Here is a 15510-nt window from a genome sequence, read left to right as displayed (position 1 = left end):
GCGCAGAACGGCGCCGGGTGAAGGCGCGTCACCGGCGCCTCCGGGCCGCGAGCAGCGCGAGCCCCGCCGCGGCCACGCCCGCGGCGACCAGGCGGGCGCGGACGGGCGCCGGCGCACCCGGCGGCTCCGCGTCGACGACCTCGCCGTCGAGCACCTGCAACGCGAGCGCGGTCTCGGCCGCGCGCAGCTCGAACGTCTCGCCGCCGCGGCGGTACCAGGCCACGCGCGCGTCCTCGTCGACCTCTTCGAGCACGATCAGCACGCCGTGCGCGTCGCGCTGGACCGGGTTCGCGAGCAGCTCCTCCCAGGTCATCGCAGCGCCTGCCAGACGGCCGCAGGCGTGTACGGCGGGTCGAGGTGGCGGCCGATCGCGTCGGCGACGGCGTTGGCGATCGCGGCCGGGGCGCCGATCGCGCCGCTCTCGCTGATGCCCTTCGCGCCGAGCGGGTTCAGCGGCGACGGCGACTCGACGGACGCGGTCACGAGCTCCGGGACCTCGGCGGCGGTCGGCAGCGCGTCCAGCACCGTCGCGCCGAGAGCCTGCACGAGGCCGCCGACGACCTGCCCGCGCGCCAGCAGCGGGTTGACGATCCGGCCCGCGTCGTCGACGGCGACGAGCTTCCGCACGCGGACCTCGCCCGTCGCGCGCACGACCTCGACGACCGCGGCGTACGCGCCCGACGTGAACGTCTGGTCCGAGGCGAACCGCGCGTGCCCGTCGCCGCCCGCCAGCAGGTCCTGGGCGGCCGCGACGACCGCCGATCCGCCCATCGCCGTCGAGCGGGCCGTGAACGAGCCGACGCCGTCGGCGAGCCACGCCGTGTCGCCGGTCCGCACGGTGACGCGCTCGGGGTCCACGCCCAGCGTGGCCGCGGCGAGCTGCGCGAACACGGTCTCGTGGCCCTGCCCGGACGGCGTCGAGCCGACGGTCACGACCACGTCGTCCCCCGCGCGCTGCACCGAGGCGGTCTCGTACAGGCCGCCGGAGCGGGCGACCCACAGCGCCACGCCGACGCCGACCAGCTCGCCGTCCGCCGCCCCCACCAGCGCGAGCGCCCGGTCCAGGCACGCCTCGTAGTCGCCCGAGTCGTACGTCCACCCCAGCGCCGTGGTGTGCGGGAACGTCCGCACCAAGTTCCGCCGCCGCAGCTCGATCCGGTCCATCCGCAGCTGCCGCGCCGCCGCGTCGACCGCCGTCTCGATCAGGAAGCTCGCCTCCGCGCGGCCGGCGCCGCGGAAGGGCGCGGTCGGCACGCGGTGGGTGCGCGCGCCGGTGACGATCACCTCGACCGCGTCCACGGCGTAGGCGCCCGTGAGCGACATCGCGACCGTGTGCGGCGGGATCGCGGTGCTGGGCAGCAGGTACGCGCCCAGGTCGGCGAGCACGCGGCCGCGCAGCGCGAGGATCCGCCCGTCGGCGTCCAGCGCCAGCTCGACCGCCGCGCGTACGCCGCGGCCCTGGGGCGCCGACAGCGCGTTCTCGCGCCGGTCCTCCGTCCAGCGCACCGGCCGCCCCAGCTCCACCGCCGCGAACGCCGCCACCGCCGCCTCGACCGGCAGCGTCCCCTTGGAGCTGAATCCGCCGCCCACGTCCGGCACGACGACGCGGATCGAATCCTCCGCCCGGCGCAGGATCTGGGCGAGCTGCGCGCGCGCCCGGTGCGCCGACTCCGACGACAGCCAGACCGTCAGCTGCCCGCCCTCGACCGTCGCGAGTGCCCCGCGCGGCTCCGGCGGCGCGGCGACGAGCCGCGGAAGCACGTGCTCGGTCCGCACCACGTGCGCCGCCCGCGCGAACGCGCCGGCCACGTCCCCCGCGGACTTCTCCCAGCGCACCAGCGTCTCGCCGGCGCGCGGATCGTCGACCGCGGGCAGCGGCTCGTACGCCACCTCCACCGCGTCGACCGCGTCCTCGGCGAGCGCTCGGCTCTCCGCCAGCACCGCCGCCACCGGCTGCCCGACGTACCGCACCTCCCCGGCGGCCAGCAGCGGATGCGGGACCGGCGCGGCGTCCAGCCCGGGCGGCGGCACGATCTGCGCCGGCGACGCCCGCCCGGCCAACGACTCGGCGGTGAAAGTTAAACGTCCAGGACGTTTAGGTTGGAAGCGGGCGAAGGGATGCGGGGAGCGCACGAACGCCATGTGCAGCGCGTCGGGCATCGGGAGGTCGTCGAGGAAGCGGCCCCGGCCCGCGAGCAGGCGCGCGTCCTCGCGACGGCGGACCGGCTGGCCGAGGGTGCTGGCGACTCCCACGACCGGCGAGAGTAACCGGCGCGGCTCAGAAGACGCTGTAAGCGCGCGCGACCTGCGTGAACTGGGGCGTCTCGAACAGGAGCGCCAGCAGCGCGTCCTGCAGCGTCTCGCCGGAGCGGCGCGCGTCCATGAACACGGCCGAGCGCTTCGCGTCCTCGCGGCGCAGGCCCGCGAGGTGGTCGCGGCAGGACTCGTCGCCGAGGATGCCGAGGAACTGGTCGTAGGCGCCGAGGGCGCGGGCGCCCGAGTCGGCCGCGCCCGCGACGAGGAACGCATAGGCGATCCGCGAGGTCGCCGGCACGCTGAACTGCTCGGCGAGGAAGCGCGCCATGTCCGCACGGCCGAAGCGCTCGCACAGCAGCAGCGGCAGCAGGCCCGAGGCGAACAGGATCTTGCGGGAGTTGCGCAGCTTGGCGTTGCGCAGCCCCCAGCCGCTGCCACCGCGCTCGCGCTCCTTGCCCGCGAAGTCGACGCAGATCGTGCGCCAGTAGCGGACGACGTCGTTGAGGAAGAAGCGCGGGACCGTGCGGTCGCCCACCCACTCGTTGACGTAGCCGCCGATCAGCTCGCCCCGCACGCGGTCGTAGAACGCCTGGCCGTTGAGCGGCTGGGACTCGAGCAGCAGCAGGATCCGGCGTGTGAGGTTCTTGTTGTCGTCGCGGTCCAGCCCGATCCGGTCGATCAGGTGCCGCGCGCTCGCCGCCTTGCCGAACACGCCCTCCACGCCGGGCTGGGCCGACAGCGCCCGCGACACCTCGGCCAGCACCGCGACGTCCACGGCTTCGTCCTCGACCAGCAGCAGCCAGTCGTCGTCGCTACCGCCGACCACCTCATGGCGGCCCCAGGACCCCATCAGGCACAGCGCGCTCGGGTCCGGGAGGCCGATCCGCGCGACCGCGCGACCGCGCTCCTCCAGCGCGGCGGCCGTCCGCTCGCGCGCGGCCGTCAGGTTCGGGAACTGCGCGCCGGTGCGGCGCTGGAGCTCCGCGAGGGCCTCGCCCGCGGCGAGGTCCTGCAGCAACTCACGCCGCCTCGAGAATCCACGGCACGTCGACGCAGCGCTCGAGCACCTCGGCGAACAGCGCCTCGTGCGCGCCGAGTAGCGGCACGTGCTCGCAGGCGGGGGTGAGCGAGCTCACGTGCACGTGCGTGAGGCGCAGGCGGAACGCGTCCAGCAGCTCGTGGCCGAGCGCCATCGTCGGATCCAGCGACCAGACGTGCGCGACGTCCAGGCAGAAGCCCGCTTCCGGCAGCAGCTCGAACAGCGCCTCGAGCTCGGCGACCGTCGTGCCCGCGTCCTTGCGCGCGTCCATGTTCTCGACCACCGCGCGGCGCCCGAGTGCCCGGAAGGCCTCCGGCTCGCGCAGCGTGTCCGGGTGCAGGACGATCGCGTCCACCACCGGCGGCAGCGCGGCCAGCTCCCGTGCGAGCGCGCGGTCACCGGTGTCGACGTGCTTCGTCGGCGCGTGCACGCTGACGAAGCGGAACGGCAGCCACGGATCCTCATCCAGGAACGCCGCCAGGCCGGGCAGCTCGTGCCCGCTGAGCGCCGCGAGCTCCACCGCCGCGCCCGAGAAGTCCCGCGCCGCGTCGACGAGCGCCTCCCAGTCGTCCCGCAGGTCGGCCAGCGCGCCCGTGGACAGCCCGGCGCGCAGGTGGTTCGCGACGAGCCCGCGGGAAGACGGCATGGCGTGCGGCGCGACCAGGAGCGACATGACCGACACCCTACGGGTGACTCCGGACGGCTCCGGCATCGTCCCAGCAGTTTGCGGGAATCCCCTGCATTCCGCGACAGGACGGCAGACCGCTACCGTTTCCTCGACGATGTACGAGCTGGATCGCCCTATCAGCTGCTCGATCGGCCGCGCGATGGACGTCCTCGGCGAACGCTGGACGTTCCTGATCCTGCGTGAGTCCTTCTACGGCGTCCGTCGCTTCAGCGACATGCAGCGCAACCTCGGGATCGCCCGCAACATCCTGTCGACGCGCCTGCAGACGCTCGTCGCCAACGGCATCCTCGAACGCGTCCTCTACCGCGAGGACCCGCCCCGCTACGAGTACAAGCTCACCGCGGCCGGCCGTGACCTCTATCCCGCCATCGTGACCGTGATGCGCTGGGGCGACCGGCACCTCTCCGAGGAGCCGCCGGTCGTGCTGCGGCACAACTCCTGCGGGCACGAGGCCGATCCGCTCCTCGTGTGCGCGCACTGCCACGAGGAGCTCGATCCGCACGAGGTCACGCCCGAGCGCAACGTGGACGTCGCGACGGCCTAGGCCGAGGGCTTCGCCGGCTCCTCCTTCGCCTGCGCGCCGTTGCGGCGCGACAGCGCGGTCTGGGCCATGTCCAGCGCCGGGCCGGCCTGCCCGATCACCTGGGCGATGATCTCGCTGATGCCCTGAGCGCCGTTGAGGACGGTCAGGTTGTCGACGTGCTTGAAGGACTCGGCGGCGGCGCGGACGATCTCCGGGAGCTGCTCGGCGAGCTGCTGGCCGATGACGGCGTCGGCTTCCTTCTCGAGCGCCTCGGCGCGCTTGGCGATCGCCTCGGCCTCGGCCAGGCCCTTGGCGCGGATCGACGCGCCTTCAGCCTCGCCCTTGGCCTTGGTGGCCTCGCCCTCGGCGATGCCGCGCTGAGAGGTGATCCGCGCTTCGGAGGCGCCGATCTGCTCGATCTGCTTGGCCTTGGCGGCGGCGGCCAGCTCGACCTCGCGCGCCTGCGCCTCCGCGATCGAGATGCGCGCGACGCGCTCGGCCTCGGCCTGGACCTGCTTCTCGTAGGCGGCGGCGTCCGCGGGCTTGCGGACCTGCGTGTCCAGGCGCTTCTCCTCGCGCTCGGCCTCGAGCTCGGCGACCGCGGTCTCCTGGACGACGACCTGCTTGCGCGCCTCGGCGTCCGCCAGCGGCCCGGCCTGAGCGGACATCGCGGCCTGCTTGTCGATCTCCGCCTGGTAGGCGGCGCGCTTGATCTCCGAGTCGCGCCGGGCGGCGGCCTTGAGCGCCTCGGCCTCCTGCTCGCGCTCGGTCGCCTCGCGGTCGGCGGCGGCCGCGGCGATCCGGGCGCGCATCTGCACCTCGGCGGCGCGCGGCTCGCCGAGCGCGCGGATGTAGCCGGTGGGGTCGATGACCTCCTGGATCTGCAGCGAGTCGATCACGAGGCCGAGCTTCTGCATCTCGTCCGAGCTCGCGTCGCGCGTCGCCTGGGCGAGCTCGTTGCGGTTGGCGATCAGGTCCTCGACCGACATCGAGCCGATGATCGAGCGCAGGTGGCCGTGGAAGACCTCGCGGACGAGGTCGTGCATCTGGCCCTGCTGGGCCTCCAGGAACCGCGTGCCGGCGTTGGTGATCGAGCGCTCGTCGTCGCCGACCTTGAAGATCGCCACGCCGCGGACCCCGACCGGGATCTTCTGCGAGTCGACGCCCTCGACCTCGAGCAGCGCCTTGTCGGCCGACATGCCGAGGTACTGCGCCTTCTGCATCACGGGCACGACGAACGCGCCTCCACCGGTGACGATCTTGAAGATGCGGTCGCCGACCGCCTTGCCCTTGACGCCGAAGCCGGTGACGATCAGCGCCTCGTCGGCCGCCGGCACCTTCCACAGGACCTTGAACAGGATCGCGAGGATCAGGGGGACGAGGACGACAGCGGCGATGACCACGATCAGCGTGGTGTTCACAAAGACTCCTCAGGCAGGGGGGTGACGAGCACGGTGCGCGGCGGCTCATAGTCCACGACGACGATTTCGGTGTACGGCTCGATAGTCCCCCCGTCGACGTCGCGCGCGTAGAAGGACTCCACGCCGCCGCGGATCGAGACCATGACCTCGCCCAGCCGTCCGGGACGGATCGCCCCGGACGAGGTGACCCGGCCGCGCGAGCCGACTGGTGAGGAGCGGACGGACATACGGCGCTAGCGTAAGGCCCAGACCGATCGTGATGACGCGGAGGAGCCTATGAGCGCGCAGGACACGTCGACGGAGCTGTGGGGCGGCGAGACCACCAAGGCCGTGGCGAACTTCCCGGTTTCAGGGGAACGCGTCCCGCTGCCGGTCGTCCGCTGGCTCGGCCGCATCAAGGGCAACGCCGCGCGCGTGAACGCGGAGCTCGGCCTGCTCGACGGCGAGCTGGCCGAGAAGATCGCCGCCGCGGGCGACGAGATCGCCCAGGGCAAGCACGACGCGCAGTTCCCGATCGACGTCTTCCAGACCGGGTCCGGCACCTCGTCGAACATGAACGCCAACGAGGTCATCGCGACGCTCTCCGGGGCGCACCGCAACGACCACGTGAACATGGGGCAGAGCTCCAACGACGTCTTCCCGAGCGCCGTGCACCTCGCCGCGCTCGACGAGACGACGAACACGCTGCTGCCCGCGCTCGAGCAGCTCGAGGCGAGCTTCGCGGCCAAGGCCGAGGCCTTCAAGGACCTCGTCAAGTCGGGCCGCACGCACCTGATGGACGCCGTGCCGGTCACGCTCGGCCAGGAGTTCTCGGGCTACGCGGCGCAGATCCGCCTCGGTCGGCGCCGGATCGAGAACGCGCTGCCGCAGGTGGCGCAGATCCCGCTCGGCGGCACCGCCACGGGCACCGGCCTCAACACGCACCGCGACTTCGCGGCCAAGGTCCGCGAGAAGCTCAGCGCCGAGACCGGGCTGACGATCTCCGCGCCCGAGGACCCGTTCGAGGCGCAGGGCAACCGCGACGCGCTCGTCGAGCTCAGCGGTGCGCTGAAGGTGGTGGCGGTCTCGCTCACGAAGATCGCCGGCGACCTCGCGCTGATGGGCTCCGGCCCGCGCGTCGGCATCGGCGAGCTCTACCTGCCGGAGCTGCAGAAGGGCTCCTCGATCATGCCGGGCAAGGTCAACCCGGTGATCCCGGAGGTCGTGCTCCAGGTCAGCGCGCAGGTGATCGGCAACGACACCGCGATCACGGTCGGCGGCCTCCAGGGCCAGTTCGAGCTCAACGTGCGGATCCCGCTGATCGCCCGCAACCTGCTGCAGTCGATCCACCTGCTCTCCACGACGGCGAAGATCTTCGCGGAGAAGTGCGTCGACGGGATCGAGCCGAACCTGCCCGGCCTCGAGCGCTCGGCGGAGAACACGCTCGCCGTCGCGACCGCGCTGAACCCGTTCATCGGCTACGACAAGGCGGCCGACATCGTCAAGGACGCCGCGGAGAACGGGGGGACGCTGCGCGAGGTGGCCCGCAAGCACGGCGTCGACGACGAGACGCTCGACAAGGCGCTCGACCTGCGCAAGATCGCCGCCGGGTCCTCCGCTGACTGAGCAACTCCAGGCGATCGACGCCTTCCTCGACGCGGCGCCCCGCAGCGCGGCGCGCGTCGAGGAGGTCGGCCCCTTCACGCTGTTCGTGTCGCGGGCGCCGTGGCCGTACTACGCGCGGCCGCGCGTCGGCGCGGGGCACGCGTTCACGGCGGAGGACGTCGCGACCGTGCGCGCCCGGCAGGCGGAGCTGAACGTGCCGCAGATGTTCGAGTGGGTGCACGAGACGGCGCCCACGCTGCGCGGTGCGATCGACGCCGACGTGACCGAGGTGCCGCTGCTCGTGCTCGACCGCTCCCAGTGGCGGCCCGTCGACCCGCCCGGCGGGATGGAGGTGCGCCTGCTCGACGCCGACGACGAGGCGCTGACCGCGGCGCTCGGCGTGGAGCACGTGGGCTTCGCGGCCCCCGGCACCGCACCGGGCCCGCAGGCGATCACCGAGCGCGACGTCTACGAGGTGGACGCCGCGCGGCTCGAGTACCTGCGCACGCGCATCCGCCGCGGCACGAGCGTGACGGCCGTGGCGACGAGCGAGTACGGCCCCGTGGCCGTGGGCACGCTGCGGCCGGTCGGCGCGGTCGCGGAGATCGTCGCGGTCGCGACCCTGCCCGCCGTCCGCCGCCAGGGGCTTGGGAGCGCCGTCACGGCGATGCTCGTCGAGCACGCGCTCGAGCGCGGGATCGAGACCGTGTTCCTGAGCGCCGCGAGCGACGCGGTGGCGCGCGTCTACGAGCGGCTCGGCTTCCGCCGCGCCGGAACGGCCTGCTTCGTCCAGTGAACCCCGCGATCGAGACCTACTACGACGCCGTGCCGCGCAGCGCGGCGCGGACCGAGGAGATCGGCCCGTTCACGCTGTTCGTCGGCACCGGCGCGTGGCCCTACTACGCGCGGCCGCGGCTGGGCGTCACGCACGACTTCACCGTCGCGGAGATCGAGGCGGTGCGGGCGCGGCAGCGCGAGCTGGGCGTGCCGGAGGCGTTCGAGTGGGTCCACGAGACGACGCCCTCGCTGCTGCCCGCGGCCCGGGCCGCCGGCCTGGAGGTCATGGAGGCGCCGCTGATGGTCCTGGGCGGCGCGGTCCCCGCGACCGTGCCGGAGGGCGTGACCGTGCGGATGATCGACGCGGACGACCCGGCGCTGGCGCCCGCCGTCGCGGCCCAGGACCGCGGCTTCGGCGGCACGGGCGAGGGCGTCGAGGGCCGGGTCGCGTTCATGCGCGAGCGGCTGCGCGCGGGGGTCACCCGCTTCGCGCTCGCCGAGTCGCCCGAGGGCGTGCTGTGCGTCGGCCAGCACCAGCCCGTCGGTGACGTGACCGAGATCGTCGGCGTCGCGACCGTCCCCGAGGCCCGCCGTCGCGGCCTGGCGGGCGCCGTGACCGCCGCGCTCGTGCAGGACGCCGCCGCCCCCATCGTCTTCCTCTCCGCCGGCACGGACGCCGCGCGGGTCTACGCCCGCTTGGGCTTCGAACGCCAGGGAACGGCATGCATCGTCGGATAGTCGACCAGCCCGTCCTCGCCGGCGTGCTCGGCGCGGTCGTGATCGCCTTCAGCGCGATCCTCGTCGACCTGGCCGACGTCTCCCCGGTCTCGGCCGCGCTGTGGCGGTGCGCCTACGCGCTGGTGCCGCTGGGCGTGATCGCCTGGTTCGAGCACCGCAAGTACGGCCCGCGCAGCCGCCGCGAGCGTCGCCTGGCCTTCGCCGCGGGCGCGCTCTTCGCCGTCGACATCGTCGTCTGGCACTACGCCATCGAGGACGTCGGCGCCGGCCTGGCGACCGTCCTCGGCAACCTCCAGGTCGTGATCGTCCCGTTCGTCGCCCTCGCCGTCCTCGGCGAGAAGGTCCCGAAGGCGATCCTCCTCGCCCTGCCGCCCGTCTGCGCCGGCGTCGTGCTGGTCAGCGGCGCGCTCGAGGACGGCGCGTACGGCGCGAACCCGGCCCGCGGCGCCCTCCTCGGCGTGGCGACCGGCATCGCCTACGCGGCCTTCCTGCTCGTCCAGCGCCAGGGCTCGATGGACCTCCGCCGCCCGGGCGGCGCCCTCTTCGACATGTCGATCGTGGCGACCCTGTGCTCGCTCGCGCTCGGCCTCGCGATCGGCACGGACGACCTCACCCCCGCCTGGCCCAGCGCCGGCTGGCTCGTCCTGCTGGCGCTGACCTCGCAGTTCCTCGGCTGGATGCTGATCACGCTGTCGCTCCCGCGCCTCCCGGCCGCGATGACCTCGCTGATCCTCACCATCCAGCCGATCGGCTCGGTCGCCCTCGGCGCCGTGCTGCTCTCCCAGGAGCCGTCGGCGCTTCAGCTCGCGGGCTGCGCGCTGATCCTCGTGGGCCTGCTCACGGGGACAGGCGCCGCGAGTGCCAGGCGCCGTCCTCGTCCCGCGTGAACGCCTCGCGGTCGTGCAGCCGGTTCGGGCGGCCCTCCCAGAACTCGATGGCCTGTGGCCGGAGCAGGAAGCCGCCCCAGTGGGGCGGGCGCTGGACGGTCGCCGGGAATCGCTCGCCGAACTCGGCCAGGCGCGCTTCGAGCCAGTCGCGGTCCGGGATGACCTGGGACTGCTGGGAGGCCCAGGCGCCGAGCTGCGACTGGCGGGCGCGGGTGGCGAAGTAGGCGTCGGACTCCTCGGCGCTCAGCGGCTCGACCGGGCCCTCGAGCCGGATCTGGCGCTGCAGGGGCTTCCACAGGACCGCCAGCGCGGCGCGCGGGTTGGCGGTCAGCTCGCGCGCCTTGCGGGACTCGTAGTTGGTGAAGAACTCGACGCCGCGCTCGTCGATGCCCTTGAGCAGGACGAAGCGCACCGACGGCGCACCGTCCGGCGTGGCCGTGGCCAGCGCCATCGCCTCGGGCTCTGCGACGCCCGCGGCGACGGCGTGCTCGTACCACGCCTGGAGTTGCGCTAGAGGTCCACGCAAATGAGGACGGATGATCGGGGTGGGGTGGAGGGGATGTCCTGCTTCATCTACATCGCCATCGCGATGTACTTGATCTCCAGGAACTCGTCGATGCCGACGCTGCCGCCCTCGCGGCCCAGGCCGGAGGCCTTGACGCCGCCGAACGGCGCCTGCACGTTGGCCACGAGGCCCTGGTTGAGGCCGATCATGCCGGTCTCCAGGCGCTCGCAGACCCGGAACGCCCGCTTGAGGTCCTTCGTGTACACGTAGGACACGAGGCCGTACTCGGTGTCGTTGGCGGCGGCGATGGCGGCGTCCTCGTCATCGAAGGCGATTACGGGCGCCACCGGCCCGAAGATCTCCTCCTTCAGGAGCCTGGCGTTCTCGGGCACCCCGGCGAGCACCGTCGGGTCGAAGAAGTAGCCCGCGCCGTCGCGCTTGCCGCCGGCGAGCACGACGTCCGCCCCCTTGCCGGTGGCGTCCTCGACCAGCTCGGCGACCTTGTCGCGCTGGGTGGCGTCGATCAGCGGGCCGACCTTGACGCCCTCCTCGGTACCGCGGCCGACCTTCCACTCGCCGAGCTTGGCCGCCAGCTTCTCGGCGAACTCCTCCGCGATCGAGCTGGCGACGTGGAAGCGGTTGGCGGCCGTGCAGGCCTCGCCGATGTTGCGCATCTTGGCCACCAGCGCGCCCTCGACGGCCGCGTCGACGTCCGCGTCGGCGAAGACCAGGAACGGCGCGTTGCCACCCAGCTCCATCGACGTCTTCAGCAGGCCCTGGGCGGCCTGCTCGACGAGGATGCGCCCGACCTCGGTCGAGCCGGTGAAGGTCAGCTTGCGCAGGCGCGGGTCGTTGATGATCGGCGCCGACACCTTGCTCGAGGACCCGCTGGTGATGACGTTCAGCACGCCGTCCGGAAGCCCGGCCTCCTGGAAGATCTTCGCCAGCGTGAGCATCGTCAGCGGCGTCTGCTGCGCGGGCTTCATGACCATCGTGCAGCCGGCGGCGATGGCCGGACCGATCTTGCGCGTGCCCATCGCCGCGGGGAAGTTCCACGGCGTGATCGCGTAGCAGGGGCCGACCGGCTGCTTCATCGTCAGCATCCGGCCCTTGCCGTCGGGCGTGACCTGGAACTGCCCGTCGATCCGCACGGCCTCCTCGGAGAACCAGCGCAGGTAGTCGGCGGCGTAGGCGATCTCACCGCGGGCCTCGGCGAGCGGCTTGCCCATCTCGAGCGTCATCACCAGCGCGAGATCCTCGACGTTGGCCATCATCGCGTCGTAGGAGCGGCGCAGGATCTCGGCGCGCTCGCGCGGCGGGTGCTGGCCCCACTCGTCCTGGACGGCGCACGCGGCGTCCAAGGCCGCTTTCGCGTCCTCAGGGGTGGCGTCGGCGACCGCGGTCAGCGTCTCGCCGGTCGAGGGGTCTTCGATGTCGAGCGTGCCGCCGCCCGAGGCGTCCCGCCACTCGCCACCGATGAAGAGCTGCGTGGGCACCGCGTCGACCGCGGTCTTCTCCTGTGTTGCGCTCATGCCGCCACCGTCTCCGTTCCGAGTTCCTCTGAGATCGACACGTCCAGCGAATAGTCGATCGGCACAACAATAAGGCTCGGGAGCTCGAGTGAGAGCGCGTGCCGCAAGCGCGATCCGAAGTCCTCGACCGACTCACAGCGCCAGGCCGGCATGCCGAAGGCGTCCGCCAGCTTGACGAAGTCTGGGTTCGTGAAGTCTGTCCCGAAGTGCCGGCCGAACTTCTTGTCCTGCTTCCAAACGATCGAGCCGAACTGGGAGTTCTCCCAAATCACGTTGACGATCGGCGTCTTGAGCCGCACGGCCGTCTCGAGCTCCTGCACGTTCATGAGGAAGCCGCCGTCGCCGTTGACCGTCACCACGTTGCGGCCCGGGTGGACGAGCTTCGCGGCGATCGCCGTCGGCAGCGCGATCCCCATGCCCGCGAGCCCGTTCGCGATCAGCACCGTGTTGGGCTCGTGCGCCGGGAACATGCGCGCGATCCACAGCTTGTGCAGCCCGACGTCGGAGATCAGCATGTCGTGGCGGCCGAGCGCCTTGCGGATCTCCCACAGCGCGCGCGGCGGCTGCATCGGGAACGAGTCGTCGTCCTTGGCCGCCTCGAAGCGCCCGAGCACGATGTCGTCGAGCCGCGAGGCGCTGATCGTGCGCGCCTCGTGCCGGAGCTCGTCCGTCAGCCGGCTGAGGATGTGGTACAGGTCGCCGACGAGGTCGATCTCGGTCACGAAGTGCTCGTCGACCTCGGGCGGGACGCTGTCGATGCAGATGATCGTCTTGTCGCCCTTGGGGTTCCAGTTGCTCGGCGCGTGCTCGACGAGGTCGTAGCCGACGGTGATCACGACGTCGGCGTCCTCGAAGCCCGCCAGCGCGTAGTCGCGCGACTGCAGACCGACCGTCCCGCGCGCGCTGGAGTCCTGGTAGTCCAGCGCGCCCTTGCCCATGAACGTCTCGGCCACGCCGATCCCGGTCGCGCGCGCGAACTCCCGCAGGGCGGGCGCGGCGCCGACCCGCGACACGCCGTTGCCGGCGAGCACGATCGGGTTGGCGGCGTTGCGGATGATCTCGGCGGCGGCGAGCGTGTCGCCCGCGCTCGGCTCCAGCCGACGCTCGCGACCGCCGGCGCGCAGCGGCCGCGCGTCGGTCTGGTCGTCCATGACGTCCTCGGGCAGCTCGATGTGCGTCGGGCCCGGCTTGGGCTCCTGCGCCACCTTGAACGCCTTGCGTACGACCTCGGGAATCACGGCCGCCGCGTTCAGGCGCGTGTTCCACTTGGTCACCGGCTTGAACATCGAGACGATGTCGATGTGCTGGTGGGACTCCTTGTGCATGCGCTGGAGGTCCGCCTGGCCCGTCAGCGCGACGAGCGGCGAGCGGTCCAGGAACGCGTCGGCGATCGCCGTCACCAGGTTGGTCGCGCCCGGTCCGAGCGTTCCCAGGCACACGCCCGCGCGCCCCGTGAGCCGGCCGTACATGTCGGCCATGTAGGCCCCGCCCTGCTCGTGTCGAACAGGGACGAAGGAGACCGAGGAGTCGTGCAAGGACTCGTTCAGGTCGAGCGTCTCCTCACCGGGGATGCCGAAGACGTACTTGACGCCCTCCGCCTCCAGGCACTCCACGAAGAGGTCAGATGCCTTGCGTGAGCTCACTCTGGCGCAACTCCTTTCCCGGCGACGTGTCGGGCTAACTTAGATGGCCACGCCCGATCCTATGACTCGAACCCTGCTCGCCACGCTGGCACTGCTGGTCGCGCTCGCCGCTCCTGCGTCCGCCCAGTCCTCCAAGAAGACGACATTCACGATCAAGGGCGCCGGCTTCGGCCACGGCGTCGGGATGAGCCAGTACGGCGCGCTCGGCTACGCCCAGAACGGCTGGGACGCCGCGCGCATCCTCGGGCACTACTACACCGGCACTTCCCTCGGAACGACCGATCCGAACAAGAAGGTGCGCGTCCAGCTGATCGGCCAGACCGGCAGCGCGCGGATCTCCGGCGCGCGCCAGGCGGGTTCGCGCAAGCTGGACCCGACGAAGACGTACGTGGCCCGTCGCCGCGCGTTGACCGAGGTCGAGCTGCTCCAGGGCAACCGCCGCGTGGCGGTCTTCAAGGCGCCGCTGCAGGTCGCCGGCGAGGGCGACGTCACGACGCTCGGCGGGGTCGGCTCGTTCCGCGGCGTGATGGAGCTCAAGCCCGGCACGTTCAGCGGGCTCACCGTGACCAACGTGGTCGGCCTCGACGACTACCTGCAGGGCGTCGTGCCCGCGGAGTCGCCGGCGTCCTGGCCGGCGGAGGCGCTGCGCGCGCAGGCGATCGCCGCCCGCACGTACGCGATCACCACCGCCAAGAGCGCCGACTTCGACCACTACGCCGACACGCGCTCGCAGGTCTACAAGGGCGTCGGGATCGAGCAGCCGTCGACCAACGCGGCGGTCGCCGACACGCGCGGGCAGATCGTCACCTACCAGGGCCAGCCGGTCGTCACCTACTTCTTCTCGACGTCGGGCGGGCGCACGGAGTCGGTCGAGAACACGTCGCTGGGCCGTGAGCCGCGGCCGTGGCTGAAGTCCGTCGAGGACGAGTTCGACGACGTCTCCCCGCGCCACCGCTGGACGACGAAGCTGACCATGGCGAGCGCGTCGAAGAAGCTCGGCGGGCTCGTGAAGGGGTCCTTCAAGGGCATCCGCGTGACGCGGCGGGGCGAGTCCCCGCGGATCGTCTCCGCCGAGGTGGTCGGCTCGCGCGGCGTGTCGGTCACCGACGGCGCGACGCTGCGCGCCCGCCTCGGCCTGTTCGACACGTGGGCGTCGTTCGCCTCGATCAGCGGCGAGAAGGCCGAGCCGACCGAGGGCGACGGCTCCGGCGGCACGACCGCCCCGCCCGGCTTCAGCGCGCTGCTGCGGCCGATCGGCGTGCTGCGCGGCGACGTGATCGCCGGATCGCGGAACGTGACGATCCAGGCGCGCGTGAACGGCCGCTGGGTCGAGGTCGGCACGACGAAGACGCGGCGCGGCGCCTACCGCTGGCCGACGGCCACGCCGGGCACGTACCGTGCGGTCGTCGGCGGGGCGTACGGCCCCGCCGTGCGCATCGGCTAACCGGTGTAGACGCGGACGACGGTCTCGGCGACGCAGACCGGCTTGTCACCGCCTTCGCGCTCGAAGGTCACCTCGAAGACGCACTGCGCACCGCCGGGGACGTCGGTGATCTCCTTGAGCTTCGGGCTGGCGCGGACCTTCGACGGCACCGGCACGGGCGCCGGGAAGCGCACCTTGTTGAGGCCGTAGTTGAGCGCGAAGGCGAAGCCCTCGAGCGCGAAGACCTGGTTGTTGAGCGCGGGGCCGAGGCTGAGCGTGAGGTAGCCGTGCGCGATCGTGCCGCCGAACGGCGTGTCCTTCGCGCGATCCGGGTCGACGTGGATCCACTGGTGGTCGCCGGTCACGTCGGCGAACGTGTCCACGTCCTTCTGCGTCACCTCGTGCCAGTCGGAGGTGCCGAGGACCTCGCCCTCCGCGGCCTTGAGCTCGTCGAGTCCGGTGATCGTCCGCATGGCCGGGCACCATACTTCCCG

16 protein-coding genes are annotated in these 15510 nt (G+C 72.5%); 6 read left to right on the top strand and 10 right to left on the bottom strand.

The features are described 5' to 3' along the window. Positions 1-28: 28 nt before the first annotated feature. The 4 genes from C8N24_RS12100 to C8N24_RS12085 are packed head-to-tail and all read right to left on the bottom strand — an operon-like array spanning position 29 to position 3968. A complete protein-coding gene (locus tag C8N24_RS12100; RefSeq protein ID WP_121250276.1) occupies positions 29-313 on the bottom strand; it encodes a hypothetical protein in 285 nt (94 codons plus the stop codon). After that, the gene (locus tag C8N24_RS12095) at positions 310-2253 is read right to left on the bottom strand and encodes a xanthine dehydrogenase family protein molybdopterin-binding subunit (protein ID WP_170179036.1); all 1944 of its coding nucleotides are present in this window, start codon (positions 2251-2253) and stop codon (positions 310-312) included. The genes C8N24_RS12100 and C8N24_RS12095 overlap by 4 nt, the downstream gene beginning before the upstream one ends. A gap of 25 nt (positions 2254-2278) precedes the next feature. After that, the gene (locus C8N24_RS12090; RefSeq protein ID WP_121250274.1) at positions 2279-3274 is read right to left on the bottom strand and encodes a DUF294 nucleotidyltransferase-like domain-containing protein; all 996 of its coding nucleotides are present in this window, start codon (positions 3272-3274) and stop codon (positions 2279-2281) included. 1 nt (position 3275) lies between these two features. After that, the gene (locus C8N24_RS12085) at positions 3276-3968 is read right to left on the bottom strand and encodes an apurinic/apyrimidinic endonuclease family protein (protein WP_147447758.1); all 693 of its coding nucleotides are present in this window, start codon (positions 3966-3968) and stop codon (positions 3276-3278) included. A 109-nt stretch (positions 3969-4077) separates the two neighbouring features. On the opposite strand from C8N24_RS12085, the gene C8N24_RS12080 reads away from it, so the two are divergent. Continuing rightward, positions 4078-4527: a winged helix-turn-helix transcriptional regulator gene (locus tag C8N24_RS12080; RefSeq protein WP_121250272.1), complete on the top strand. Its 450-nt coding sequence runs from the start codon at positions 4078-4080 to the stop codon at positions 4525-4527. Here C8N24_RS12080 and C8N24_RS12075 read toward each other — a convergent pair. Together C8N24_RS12075 and C8N24_RS12070 are read right to left on the bottom strand one after the other, a co-directional pair. Then, positions 4524-5927 carry a flotillin family protein gene (locus tag C8N24_RS12075; RefSeq protein ID WP_121250271.1) on the bottom strand — a complete coding sequence of 468 codons (1404 nt, stop codon included), beginning with the start codon at positions 5925-5927 and terminating at the stop codon, positions 4524-4526. The two genes, C8N24_RS12080 and C8N24_RS12075, sit on opposite strands and share 4 nt — an antisense overlap. Continuing rightward, a complete protein-coding gene (locus C8N24_RS12070; protein WP_121250270.1) occupies positions 5924-6154 on the bottom strand; it encodes a hypothetical protein in 231 nt (76 codons plus the stop codon). The genes C8N24_RS12075 and C8N24_RS12070 overlap by 4 nt, the downstream gene beginning before the upstream one ends. Before the next feature lie 49 nt (positions 6155-6203). Between C8N24_RS12070 and C8N24_RS12065 the strand changes: the two genes are divergently transcribed. The 4 genes from C8N24_RS12065 to C8N24_RS12050 all read left to right on the top strand — a co-directional run bounded on the left by C8N24_RS12065 (position 6204) and on the right by C8N24_RS12050 (position 9913). Continuing rightward, positions 6204-7532 carry a class II fumarate hydratase gene (locus C8N24_RS12065; protein ID WP_121250269.1) on the top strand — a complete coding sequence of 443 codons (1329 nt, stop codon included), beginning with the start codon at positions 6204-6206 and terminating at the stop codon, positions 7530-7532. Between the two features lie 85 nt (positions 7533-7617). After that, complete coding sequence (locus C8N24_RS12060) at positions 7618-8307, top strand: GNAT family N-acetyltransferase (protein ID WP_211339931.1); 690 nt, start codon at positions 7618-7620, stop codon at positions 8305-8307. Then, a complete protein-coding gene (locus C8N24_RS12055) occupies positions 8304-9026 on the top strand; it encodes a GNAT family N-acetyltransferase (RefSeq protein ID WP_211339930.1) in 723 nt (240 codons plus the stop codon). Before C8N24_RS12060 ends, C8N24_RS12055 begins: the two co-directional genes overlap by 4 nt. After that, positions 9011-9913: a DMT family transporter gene (locus C8N24_RS12050; RefSeq protein ID WP_121250267.1), complete on the top strand. Its 903-nt coding sequence runs from the start codon at positions 9011-9013 to the stop codon at positions 9911-9913. Before C8N24_RS12055 ends, C8N24_RS12050 begins: the two co-directional genes overlap by 16 nt. Here the strand turns inward: C8N24_RS12050 and pdxH are convergent. From pdxH to C8N24_RS12035, 3 genes are read right to left on the bottom strand one after another with little or no spacing between them, the layout of a single operon-like run. Further along, positions 9864-10439, bottom strand: coding sequence for a pyridoxamine 5'-phosphate oxidase (gene pdxH / locus C8N24_RS12045; RefSeq protein ID WP_245971836.1), 576 nt, complete (start codon positions 10437-10439; stop codon positions 9864-9866). The two genes, C8N24_RS12050 and pdxH, sit on opposite strands and share 50 nt — an antisense overlap. Before the next feature lie 47 nt (positions 10440-10486). Beyond that, positions 10487-11950, bottom strand: coding sequence for an NAD-dependent succinate-semialdehyde dehydrogenase (locus C8N24_RS12040; protein ID WP_121250265.1), 1464 nt, complete (start codon positions 11948-11950; stop codon positions 10487-10489). Then, entirely contained in the window at positions 11947-13593 is a 1647-nt protein-coding gene (locus C8N24_RS12035) for an acetolactate synthase large subunit (protein ID WP_121250264.1), read from the bottom strand. The genes C8N24_RS12040 and C8N24_RS12035 overlap by 4 nt, the downstream gene beginning before the upstream one ends. A gap of 61 nt (positions 13594-13654) precedes the next feature. Between C8N24_RS12035 and C8N24_RS12030 the strand changes: the two genes are divergently transcribed. Then, a complete protein-coding gene (locus tag C8N24_RS12030; RefSeq protein ID WP_121250263.1) occupies positions 13655-15037 on the top strand; it encodes a SpoIID/LytB domain-containing protein in 1383 nt (460 codons plus the stop codon). Here C8N24_RS12030 and C8N24_RS12025 read toward each other — a convergent pair. Next, on the bottom strand, positions 15034-15489 hold the full coding sequence (locus tag C8N24_RS12025; RefSeq protein ID WP_121250262.1) for a MaoC family dehydratase: 456 nt from the start codon (positions 15487-15489) through the stop codon (positions 15034-15036). The two genes, C8N24_RS12030 and C8N24_RS12025, sit on opposite strands and share 4 nt — an antisense overlap. Positions 15490-15510 lie beyond the last annotated feature (21 nt).

Source organism: Solirubrobacter pauli, from assembly GCF_003633755.1.
In the GTDB taxonomy this organism is placed as follows: domain Bacteria; phylum Actinomycetota; class Thermoleophilia; order Solirubrobacterales; family Solirubrobacteraceae; genus Solirubrobacter; species Solirubrobacter pauli.
Note: the sequence above shows the minus strand (reverse complement) of the source record. Positions and strands in the feature narration are given on the sequence as shown.

What these genes read in the sequence shown, in the direction of transcription:
- C8N24_RS12100 (WP_121250276.1), bottom strand. Translation starts at nt 313, where the DNA reads ATGACCTGGGAGGAGCTGCTCGCGAACCCGGTCCAGCGCGACGCGCAC.
- C8N24_RS12070 (WP_121250270.1), bottom strand. Translation starts at nt 6,154, where the DNA reads ATGTCCGTCCGCTCCTCACCAGTCGGCTCGCGCGGCCGGGTCACCTCG.
- C8N24_RS12085 (WP_147447758.1), bottom strand. Translation starts at nt 3,968, where the DNA reads ATGTCGCTCCTGGTCGCGCCGCACGCCATGCCGTCTTCCCGCGGGCTC.
- C8N24_RS12025 (WP_121250262.1), bottom strand. Translation starts at nt 15,489, where the DNA reads ATGCGGACGATCACCGGACTCGACGAGCTCAAGGCCGCGGAGGGCGAG.
- C8N24_RS12030 (WP_121250263.1), top strand. Translation starts at nt 13,655, where the DNA reads ATGACTCGAACCCTGCTCGCCACGCTGGCACTGCTGGTCGCGCTCGCC.
- C8N24_RS12040 (WP_121250265.1), bottom strand. Translation starts at nt 11,950, where the DNA reads ATGAGCGCAACACAGGAGAAGACCGCGGTCGACGCGGTGCCCACGCAG.
- C8N24_RS12080 (WP_121250272.1), top strand. Translation starts at nt 4,078, where the DNA reads ATGTACGAGCTGGATCGCCCTATCAGCTGCTCGATCGGCCGCGCGATG.
- C8N24_RS12065 (WP_121250269.1), top strand. Translation starts at nt 6,204, where the DNA reads ATGAGCGCGCAGGACACGTCGACGGAGCTGTGGGGCGGCGAGACCACC.
- C8N24_RS12050 (WP_121250267.1), top strand. Translation starts at nt 9,011, where the DNA reads ATGCATCGTCGGATAGTCGACCAGCCCGTCCTCGCCGGCGTGCTCGGC.